Origin of the sequence: Streptomyces sp. 15-116A, assembly GCF_025290915.1 — a bacterium.
Classification (GTDB): domain Bacteria; phylum Actinomycetota; class Actinomycetes; order Streptomycetales; family Streptomycetaceae; genus Streptomyces.
Genome location: NZ_JAOCQE010000040.1, coordinates 25,941 through 35,933 on the forward strand (window position 1 = coordinate 25,941; position 9,993 = coordinate 35,933).

9 protein-coding genes are annotated in these 9,993 nt (G+C 71.2%); 3 read left to right on the top strand and 6 right to left on the bottom strand.

Features of this window, described 5'->3' with window-relative positions:
- Nucleotides 1-173 precede the first annotated feature (173 nt).
- The 3 genes from nth to N4P33_RS10465 all read left to right on the top strand — a co-directional run bounded on the left by nth (nucleotide 174) and on the right by N4P33_RS10465 (nucleotide 3,417).
- Complete coding sequence (gene nth / locus N4P33_RS10455; protein WP_260826057.1) at nucleotides 174-1,340, top strand: endonuclease III; 1,167 nt, start codon at nucleotides 174-176, stop codon at nucleotides 1,338-1,340.
- A gap of 133 nt (nucleotides 1,341-1,473) precedes the next feature.
- On the top strand, nucleotides 1,474-2,169 hold the full coding sequence (locus tag N4P33_RS10460; RefSeq protein ID WP_260826058.1) for a CoA pyrophosphatase: 696 nt from the start codon (nucleotides 1,474-1,476) through the stop codon (nucleotides 2,167-2,169).
- Nucleotides 2,170-2,217: 48 nt separating this feature from the next.
- Complete coding sequence (locus tag N4P33_RS10465) at nucleotides 2,218-3,417, top strand: MarP family serine protease (protein WP_260826059.1); 1,200 nt, start codon at nucleotides 2,218-2,220, stop codon at nucleotides 3,415-3,417.
- A 30-nt stretch (nucleotides 3,418-3,447) separates the two neighbouring features.
- Here N4P33_RS10465 and N4P33_RS10470 read toward each other — a convergent pair whose 3' ends face one another.
- The 6 genes from N4P33_RS10470 to N4P33_RS10495 form a co-directional block, all read right to left on the bottom strand.
- Nucleotides 3,448-3,630, bottom strand: coding sequence for a hypothetical protein (locus tag N4P33_RS10470; protein ID WP_260826060.1), 183 nt, complete (start codon nucleotides 3,628-3,630; stop codon nucleotides 3,448-3,450).
- Nucleotides 3,631-3,724: 94 nt separating this feature from the next.
- Nucleotides 3,725-4,672: an alpha/beta fold hydrolase gene (locus N4P33_RS10475; protein ID WP_260826061.1), complete on the bottom strand. Its 948-nt coding sequence runs from the start codon at nucleotides 4,670-4,672 to the stop codon at nucleotides 3,725-3,727.
- On the bottom strand, nucleotides 4,669-5,166 hold the full coding sequence (locus tag N4P33_RS10480) for a phage holin family protein (RefSeq protein WP_260826062.1): 498 nt from the start codon (nucleotides 5,164-5,166) through the stop codon (nucleotides 4,669-4,671). The genes N4P33_RS10475 and N4P33_RS10480 overlap by 4 nt, the downstream gene beginning before the upstream one ends.
- 103 nt (nucleotides 5,167-5,269) lie before the next feature.
- On the bottom strand, nucleotides 5,270-6,706 hold the full coding sequence (gene nhaA / locus N4P33_RS10485; protein ID WP_260826063.1) for a Na+/H+ antiporter NhaA: 1,437 nt from the start codon (nucleotides 6,704-6,706) through the stop codon (nucleotides 5,270-5,272).
- A gap of 215 nt (nucleotides 6,707-6,921) precedes the next feature.
- A complete protein-coding gene (acs, locus tag N4P33_RS10490) occupies nucleotides 6,922-8,877 on the bottom strand; it encodes an acetate--CoA ligase (protein WP_260826064.1) in 1,956 nt (651 codons plus the stop codon).
- Between the two features lie 237 nt (nucleotides 8,878-9,114).
- Nucleotides 9,115-9,993 (bottom strand): carbonic anhydrase (locus N4P33_RS10495; protein ID WP_313904496.1); only part of this gene is annotated, 879 nt, incomplete at its 5' end.

Genomic DNA, 9,993 nt, shown 5'->3' on the forward strand with positions numbered 1-9,993 from the left:
CGGGGTCCGGGGCGGATGTCGGTGCCGGGCCGTAGGCTGGCCGGGTGTCCAAATCGCCGGTGAGAGCACAGGCAGAGGGGGCTGCGCGGGTGGCTGTACGTCGTGATTCCGCTGTGGGCGAACAGGGCCCCGATGGCGGTAGGGAAACGGCGAAAGCGGCAAAGAGGGCGCCGGTGAGGAGGAAGCCGACGGCGCCGGAGAGCGGCGCGTCCGAGGAGCGGGGCGCGGCGACGAAGAAGGCTGCGCCTGCCAAGAAGGCGACCGCGAAGAAGGCTGCGCCTGACAGGAAGGCGGCCACCAAGAAGGCGGCGGCTGCGGGGAAGACTGCGCCTGGCGAGAAGGCGGCGGCGAAGAAGGCCGCGCCCGCCAAGAAGACCGCGGCCAAGAAGGCGGCCACGAAGAAGGCCGCGCCCGCGAAGAAGGCGCCCGCCAAAAAGGCCCCGCCCGCCAAGAAATCCGCCCCCCTCAAGAAGGCCCCCGCCGTCAAGAAGCCCCTCGTCGCGCCCAAGAAGGCCACCGCCGCCGTCAAGGCCGCTCCGGCGAAGGCCGTCGTCCATCCGGGCAAGGGCGAGTCCCGTACCGCGCTCGTGCGCCGTGCGCGGCGGATCAACCGGGAGCTCGCCGAGGTGTATCCGTACGCCCACCCCGAGCTGGACTTCGACAACCCCTTCCAACTCGTCGTCGCCACCGTCCTGTCGGCCCAGACCACGGACCTGCGGGTCAATCAGACGACCCCCGCCCTCTTCGCGAAGTACCCCACCCCCGAGGACCTGGCCGCCGCCAACCCCGAGGAGGTGGAGGAGATCCTGCGCCCGTGCGGCTTCTTCCGTGCCAAGACCCGTTCGGTGATGGGGCTTTCCAAGGCGCTCGTGGAGGACTTCGGCGGCGAGGTCCCCGGCCGGCTCGAGGACCTCGTCAAACTGCCCGGCGTCGGCCGCAAGACCGCCTTCGTCGTGCTCGGCAACGCCTTCGGCCGCCCCGGCATCACCGTGGACACCCACTTCCAGCGCCTCGTACGCCGCTGGCGGTGGACGGAGGAGACCGACCCCGACAAGATCGAGGCGGCCGTCGGCGCGCTGTTCCCCAAGAGCGACTGGACCGACCTCTCGCACCACGTCATCTGGCACGGCCGCCGCATCTGCCACGCCCGCAAGCCGGCCTGCGGCGCCTGCCCCATCGCCGCGCTCTGCCCGGCGTACGGCGAGGGCGAGACGGACCCGGAGAAGGCGAAGAAGCTGCTGAAGTACGAGAAGGGCGGCCTGCCGGGCCAGCGTCTGAAGCCGCCGCAGGCCTACCTGGACGCGGGCGGCCGTCCCGCCCCGCCGCTGGGGGCCGGATGACGGGACGCACGGGCCGTACGGGAGGTACGGGACGTCCCACGGGGCGGCGTGTCGCGGAACGATCGCGGGGTCTCCGGGCGTTGCACCCGCAGGACGAGACGAGACCGCGCAGGCCGGGACGAGGGGGGTGGCGATGACGCGGGCGAGCAACACGCGGGGCGGGCCGGTGACGATCAGCAAGGAGGGCCTGCCCGCCTGGCTGGACCCGGTGGTGCGCGCGGCGGAGACGGTCGCACCGCGCCAGCTGAGCCGCTTCCTGCCCCCGAAGGACGGCGCGGGCCGCCAGTCCGCCGTGCTCATCCTGTTCGGCGAGGGCGAGCGCGGGCCCGAGCTGCTGCTGATGGAGCGGGCGAGCTCACTGCGCTCGCACGCCGGGCAGCCGTCCTTCCCGGGCGGCGCCCTCGATCCGGAGGACGGCGATCCGCTCGGTGACGGCCCGCTGCGGGCGGCGCTGCGGGAGGCCGAGGAGGAGACCGGGCTCGATCCGTCCGGCGTCCAGGTCTTCGGCGTCCTGCCCAAGCTGTACATCCCGGTGAGCGGCTTCGTCGTCACCCCGGTGCTGGGCTGGTGGCGCGTCCCCAGCCCCGTGGGCGTCGTGGACCCGAACGAGACCGCCCGGGTCTTCACGGTCCCCGTGGCGGATCTCACCGACCCGGACAACCGTGCGACCGCCGTCCATCCCCGCGGTCATCAGGGCCCGGCATTCCTGGTCGAATCGGCCCTGGTGTGGGGCTTCACGGCCGGGCTCATCGACCGGCTGCTGCATTTCGCCGGGTGGGAGCGCCCCTGGGACCGGGACCGGCGGGTCCCGCTGGACTGGCGGTCATGACAGGGTGGGCGCCGGAGCGAGGCGAGTGACGAGGCGAGGCTTGAAGCGGTGAACGTGCTGGACATCCTGTTGCTGGTCGCCGCCGTGTGGTTCGCGGTCGTCGGCTACCGCCAGGGCTTCGTCGTCGGCATCCTGTCGGTGATCGGCTTCCTGGGCGGCGGCCTCGCCGCCGTGTATGTGCTGCCCGTGATCTGGGACGCCGTCACGGACGACGCCGAGGTCGGCACCACCGCCGCCGTCGTCGCGGTCGTCGTCGTCATCGTGTGCGCGTCCATCGGCCAGGCCCTGACCACGCACCTCGGCAACAAGCTGCGCCGCTACATCTCCTGGTCCCCGGCCCGCGCGCTCGACGCCACCGGCGGCGCCCTGGTCAACGTGGTCGCGATGCTGCTGGTCGCGTGGCTGATCGGCTCCGCCCTCGCCGGTACGACGCTGACGGCGCTCGGCAAGGAGGTGCGCAGCTCCAAGGTGCTGCTCGGGGTGTCCAGAGTGCTGCCCGACCGGGCCGACACCTGGTTCGCCGATTTCTCCTCCATCCTCGCGCAGAACGGCTTTCCGCAGGTCTTCAGCCCGTTCGCCAGCGAGCCGATCAACGACGTCCGGCCCCCGGACCCGGCCCTCGCGAACAGCCCCGTCGCCACCCGGGCGCAGCGCTCCATCGTCAAGGTCATGGGCACCGCGGAGGGTTGCGGCAAGGTCCTGGAGGGCACCGGCTTCGTCTTCGCCGAGCGCCGGGTGATGACCAACGCGCATGTCGTGGGCGGCATCGACGAACCGACCGTGCAGATAGGCGGCGAGGGCAGGAAGTACGACGCGACAGTCGTCCTCTACGACTGGGAGCGCGACATCGCGGTCCTCGACGTCCCCGACATGAAGGCGCCGGCGCTGCGGTTCACGACCGAGGACGCGAGCAGCGGCGACAGCGCGATCGTCGCCGGTTTCCCGGAGAACGGGGCGTACGACGTGCGGGCCGCGCGCGTGCGGGGGCGCATCACGGCCAGCGGCGCCGACATCTACCACCGCGGCACGGTCCGGCGCGATGTGTACTCCCTGTACGCGACCGTCCGGGAGGGCAACTCCGGTGGCCCCCTGCTGAGCACCGACGGAAAGGTCTACGGCGTGATCTTCGCGAAGTCGCGGGACGACGCCGAGACCGGGTACGCGCTCACCGTGGACGAGATCCGGGAGGACATCGCCAAGGGGCGTACCGCGAACCGTGAGGTGGACAGCGACAGCTGCGCGCTGTAGTCGCCGGTGTGGACCGGGCCCGGGCGGTGGTCAGCCCCTGGGGTGGCGCAGGCGTACCGAGACCCAGCGGGCCCGGCGGCGGAGGATGCGCGGAATTCCCACCCTGAGGTCCGTACCTGCCATCTGAGGTGCACCGCCTCGCTGGTGGGAAGCCATACCGCTCGCCGAGCGGCGATTGCGGCTTGCGTCACTGTAGTCGTGCGTCCAGCCCATACCCCGACGTCTGCCCCCGCCCCAAGGTCGATAACCGCCTGGCGGGCGCCCAATTGGCCTATGCGCCGGGCAAGTACGGGCAGCGTCCGCTTGGTTACCGATCCGGCTCGGGATCCTTCAGCCAGTTGACCAGTTCTGCGGAGAAAGCGACCGGATCCTCCTCGTGCGGGAAGTGCCCGAGTCCGTCGAACAGGCGCCAGCGGTACGGGGCCTCCACGTACTCTCCCGACCCCGCCGCGCTGCGCGTGCGCATCACCGGGTCGAGCGAGCCGTGCAGATGGAGCGTCGGCACCCGTACCGGCCGCTTCATCCGGCGGTTGAACTGGATGCCGTCCGGGCGGGCGAGCGAGCGCACCAGCCAGCGGTACGGCTCGATCGAGCAGTGCGCCGTGGACGGGATGCACATGGCCCGCCGGTAGATCTCCAGGGCCTCCTCGTCCGGCAGGCGCGGCCCCGACCAGTCCTGGATGAGCCGGGCGACGAGGGCCCCGTCGTCGGCGGTGAGCCGACGCTCCGGGATCCACGGCCGCTGGAACCCCCAGATGTGGGACATCGCGGCCGACTGCTTGACGTCGGCGAGCATCGCCGAGCGCCAGCGCCGCGGGTGCGGCATGGACGCCACCGCCAGCCGCCGCACCAGCTTGGGCCGCATCGCCGCCGCCGTCCACGCCAGGTAGCCGCCCAGGTCGTGCCCGACCAGCGCGGCGTCCGGCTCGCCCAGGGAGCGGATCACTCCGGTGATGTCCAGGGCGAGGTTGGCCGGGTCGTAGCCGCGCGGGGTGCGGTCGCTGCCGCCGACGCCCCGCAGGTCCATGGCGACGGCCCGGAACCCGGCCTCGGCGAGCGCGATGAGCTGGTGCCGCCAGGTCCACCAGAACTGGGGGAAGCCGTGCAGCAGCAGCACCAGCGGCCCGTCACCGGCTTCCGCGATGTGGAAGCGGGCGCCGTTGGCGGCGACATCCCGGTGGGTCACCTCGGCGTCGGGGAGGTCGAGGCGTACGACCGAGGCGCCTTGCGGCGGGAAAGCGGCGGGGTCCGTCATGAGGACGAGCGTGCCACAGCCTCGATGGCCTGCGGTGCGCGGTCCTGCGGCAGCGCCGGGCGCTCGGGACGCGGGTGCGGCTTGGCGTTCTGCAGCACGCCCGCCGTCTCCTTCACCGACGCGGCGACCTTCTGCGGGCCCCGGCCCTGCTTGGCCTTCTTGGCGAAGACCACGCCGATCAGCGCGAGGAGGCCCGCGATCAGTACGTTCGCGGCGAAGGACAGCAGGAAGCAGACCGCGAGGTTCCAGTCGCTCCAGGTGTGAATGCCGTACGCGAGGGCGAAGTTGAGCATCGGCAGGGAGAACAGGAGCAGGACACCGGCCGCCATGAACGCGCCACCGCTGGTCGCGCCGCGCTTGACGTCCTGCCTGAGCTGCGCCTTCGCCAGCGCGATCTCGTCGTGCACCAGCGCCGACATGTCCGCCGTCGCCGAGGCGAACAGCTGTCCGATGGTGCGTTCGGCGCCGACCGGGCTGCCGTCGGGTGCGCTCATCGCGTTCTCCCTCTTCCGCCGGCCGGGTGCTGGCTCGCCCGCCGGCTCGTCTGCGTACGGTTCCGACTTTTGTACCGTCCCGCTTTTGTACCGTCTCGTCAGATCATGCCCGACGGTCCTCCTCCTCGCCTGCCCCGCCCATCACTTCGGCAAGCCGCTGCCGCTCGGCGGCCTTCTCCTCGGCGAGTCGCCGGTGCTCGGCGGCCTTGCGCTCGTGGATCTCGGCCATGCGCAGGTGGTACGCCGGGTCGTCGACCTCGTAGATGTCCGGGACGCCGCTGAGGTCCTCGTCGCGCTCCTCCTCCTCGGTGAGCCTGCGGTACTTGGCGTTGCGCAGCTTCAGCAGCACCGACGCCAGCAGGGTCGCCAGCACCGAGCCGGTCAGGACGGCGGCCTTGACGCTGTCCGTCATCGACGCGTCGTCCTCGAAGGCGAGTTCGCCGATGAGCAGCGACACGGTGAAGCCGATCCCGGCGAGGGTGGCCACCGCGAAGACGTCCGCCCATTCCAGATCGTCACTGAGCGACGCCCTGGTGAAGCGCGCCGTCAGCCAGGTCCCGCCGAAGATGCCGAGCGTCTTGCCGACGACCAGTCCGAGGACCACGCCGAGGGTCTCCGGCGTGGTGAAGACGTCCGCGATCGCGCCGCCCGAGACGGCCACACCCGCGCTGAACAGCGCGAACAGCGGCACCGCGAGCCCCGCCGACAGCGGACGCACGAGATGCTCGATGTGCTCGCCCGGCGAGTGCTCCTCGCCCTCGTGACGGTGGCAGCGCAGCATCAGGCCCATGGCGACACCGGCGATGGTGGCGTGGATGCCGCTGTTGTACATCAGCGCCCAGATCATCAGGGCGAGTGGTACGTACACGTACCAGCCGCGTATGCCCTTGCGCAGCAGCAGCCAGAAGACGGCGAGGCCCGCGAGCGCGCCGCCGAGGGCCGCGAAGTTCAGGTGGTCGGTGAAGAACACCGCGATGATCAGGATGGCGAACAGGTCGTCGACGACGGCGAGGGTCAGCAGGAAGGCGCGCAGCGCGCTCGGGAGGGACGTGCCGATGACGGCGAGCACGGCGAGTGCGAAGGCGATGTCGGTCGCGGTGGGCACCGCCCAGCCGGCCAGCGATCCGCCCCCGGCGCTCGCGGTGAGCGTGTAGACCAGCGCCGGAGCGGCCATGCCGCACAGGGCCGCGACGACCGGCAGCACGGCGGCCCGCGGATCGCGCAGATCACCGGCGACGAGTTCACGCTTGAGCTCGATCCCGGCGACGAAGAAGAAGATCGCGAGCAGTCCGTCGGCGGCCCAGTGCTCCACGGACAGGTTCAGCCCGAGGGCCTCGGGACCGAAGTGGAAGTGGCTGACGCTCTCGTAGCTGTCGTGCAGCGCGGGGACGTTCGCCCAGATCAGCGCGACGACGGCGGCCAGGAGCAGCAGCACACCACCGACGGTCTCGGCGCGCAGCGCATCCGCCACGAAGGTCCGCTCGGGCAGCGAGAGGCGTCCGAGAACCTTGCGGGGGGTGGGAGTGCGGGGCGCGGTCACGGCGGGGACCTCCGGTCGATGGGCAGCACGGAACACGTGCCGACCAGACTTCCCGGCGCACCATGAGGATCTTGATGAGTCTCTTACGTGTTCTTGAGCTTACCCGCGGAACTTCCGTGACGTGCAGGGGAGGCGTTCCGTGAGACGACGAGGCACCCGGCGAAGGCTTCGCCGGGTGCCTCGTCACGGGCCGTTCAGTCCGCTGGACGCGGGGTTCAGTCCTCGCTGGGCGACTGCGGCAGTTTCGCCTGGATGAGGTCCATGACCGTGCTGTCGGTCAGGGTGGTGACGTCACCGAGCTGGCGGTTCTCCGCGACGTCCCGCAGCAGGCGGCGCATGATCTTGCCGGAGCGGGTCTTCGGCAGCTCCGCCACCGGCAGGATCCGCTTGGGCTTGGCGATCGGGCCGAGCGTAGTGCCCACGTGGTTGCGCAGCTCGGCGACCAGGTCCTCGGTCTCCGCCGCCGTACCCCGCAGGATCACGAACGCGACGATCGCCTGCCCGGTGGTCTCGTCGGCCGCGCCGACCACGGCCGCCTCGGCGACCGACGGGTGGGACACCAGCGCGGACTCCACCTCCGTGGTGGAGATGTTGTGCCCGGACACCAGCATCACGTCGTCGACCCGGCCGAGCAGCCAGATGTCGCCGTCGTCGTCCTTCTTGGCGCCGTCCCCGGCGAAGTACTTGCCCTCGAAGCGGGACCAGTACGTGTCGATGAACCGCTGGTCGTCGCCCCAGATGGTGCGCAGCATCGACGGCCACGGCTCGGTGAGGACCAGGTAGCCACCGCCGCCGTTGGGCACCTCGTGCGCCTCGTCGTCGACGACGGTCGCGGAGATACCGGGCAGCGGGCGCTGCGCGGAGCCGGGCTTGGCCTCGGTCACGCCGGGCAGCGGCGAGATCATCATGGCGCCCGTCTCGGTCTGCCACCAGGTGTCGACCACCGGGGTGCGGTCCGCGCCGATGTTCTTGCGGTACCAGATCCACGCCTCGGGGTTGATCGGCTCACCGACGGAACCGAGCACCCGCAGGCTGCTGAGGTCGAACTTCGCGGGGATGTCGTCACCCCACTTCATGAACGTCCGGATCGCGGTCGGCGCCGTGTAGAGGATCGTGACGCCGTACTTCTGCACGATCTCCCAGAAGCGGCCCTGGTGCGGGGTGTCGGGCGTGCCCTCGTACATGACCTGCGTGGCGCCGTTGGCCAGCGGCCCGTAGACGATGTACGAGTGCCCGGTGACCCAGCCGACGTCGGCCGTGCACCAGTACACGTCCGTCTCCGGCTTCAGGTCGAAGACGGCGTGGTGCGTGTACGCCGTCTGCGTGAGGTAGCCACCGGAGGTGTGCAGGATGCCCTTCGGCTTACCCGTGGTGCCGGAGGTGTAGAGGATGAACAGCGGGTGCTCGGCCTCGAACGCCTCCGGGGTGTGCTCCGAGCTCTGGCGCTCCACCACGTCGTGCCACCACACGTCGCGGCCCTCGGTCCAGCCGACGTCCTGGCCGGTGCGGCGGACGACGAGCACATGCTCCACGCTCTGCACGCGTCCGACCGCCTCGTCCACGGCCGGCTTGAGCGCGGAGGGCTTGCCGCGCCGGTAGCCGCCGTCGGCGGTGATGACGACCTTGGCGTCGGCGTCCTCGATCCGGGTGGCGAGCGCGTCCGCCGAGAAGCCGCCGAAGACGACCGAATGGGCGGCGCCGATGCGGGCGCAGGCCAGCATCGCGACGGCCGTCTCGGGGATCATCGGCATATAGACGGCGACCCGGTCGCCCTTGCGAACACCCAGCTCCAGCAGGGCGTTGGCGGCCTTGGAGACCTCGTCCTTGAGCTGGGCGTAGGTGATGGCGCGGCTGTCGCCCGGCTCGCCCTCGAAGTGGATGGCGACCCGGTCGCCGTGCCCGGCCTCCACATGACGGTCGACGCAGTTGTAGGCGACGTTGAGCTCGCCGTCCGTGAACCACTTGGCGAACGGCGGGTTCGACCAGTCGAGGGTCTCGGTGGGCTCCTTGGCCCAGGTCAGTCGGCGGGCCTGCTCGGCCCAGAAGCCGAGCCTGTCAGCCTTGGCCTGTTCGTACGCCTCGGCCGTGACATTGGCGTTCGCGGCCAGGTCAGCGGGCGGCGCGAAGCGACGCTCCTCCCTCAGCAGGTTGGCCAGGCTCTCGTTGCTCACGGCATCTGCCTTTCCCAGGGTGTCCGTTGTGTCCCAGGCCACAGCTCATCAGACGCGGGGGTGCGCTGACAAGGGTCGACGGCACATTGGTTTAGACCTGTCCGGGTGTGTGGCCTGCTTACGGTGTCGCGGTCTCGGGGGGTGGGGTCCGACCGGGTTGCGCGGTCATCCCTTCCCACGGGCCACGGAGCAAGCCGGTTCAGGAGGTGTAACGCCTCTCACACCCGGACGGGTCACTCACACCACCAGGTCCACCGCCCGCACCCGCTCGAACACCGGCTCCCGGTCCGTCTCCGTGAGGAGGTACGTCTGCGCCTCACCCACGTGGAAGTACAGCCCGTGCACTTCGAGCCGCCCGTCCTTGAGGGCACGGGCCACCGACTCGTGGGCGCGCAGGTGCTCCAACTGCTGGACCACATTGGCCAGGCACAGCTCCTCCACCGCGTCCGCGGGCGCTCTTCCCGCCAGCCCCGGTCGGGACGCACCCTTGTCACCCATGCGCTCCAGGCTGGGCAGCCCGTGCCGCAGCCAGCGCCTGAGCGGAGTGCGGGCGCCGGACGTCTCCGAGCCGAGCAGTGCCTGCATCGCACCGCACCCCGAGTGGCCGCAGACCGTGATGGAGCGCACGGCCAGCACGTCCACCGCGTACTCGATGGCGGCGGCCACCGAGTCGTCCCCGCTCTCCTCGCCGGGCGGCGGCACCAGATTGCCGACGTTGCGCACCACGAACAGGTCGCCCGGACCACTGGAGGTGATCATCGAGGTGACCAGCCGTGAGTCGGCGCAGGTGAGGAAGAGCTGAGTGGGCCGCTGCCCCTCGCGCGCCAGCCGCGCCAGCTCACCGCGCACCAGCGGAGCGGTGTTCCGCTGGAACGCGCTGATACCGCGCACGAGTTCCAGCCCTCCGCTGCCGACCGACTCCCGTCGGCTGCTTGCACCTAGGGGGGAGGGCCGGACGTCGAGGGGTGCGGGGCACGCCGGGTCCTTGGCCGGGGTGGCGTCGCGGGCCGGGGCCGTGTCGCGGGGCGGCGTGGCGTTTCTGGGCGCTGTGCTGCCGGTCGGCGTGGCGTCTCCGGGCGGGGCCGGGCTGCCGGTCGGCGTGGGGTCTCCGGGTGG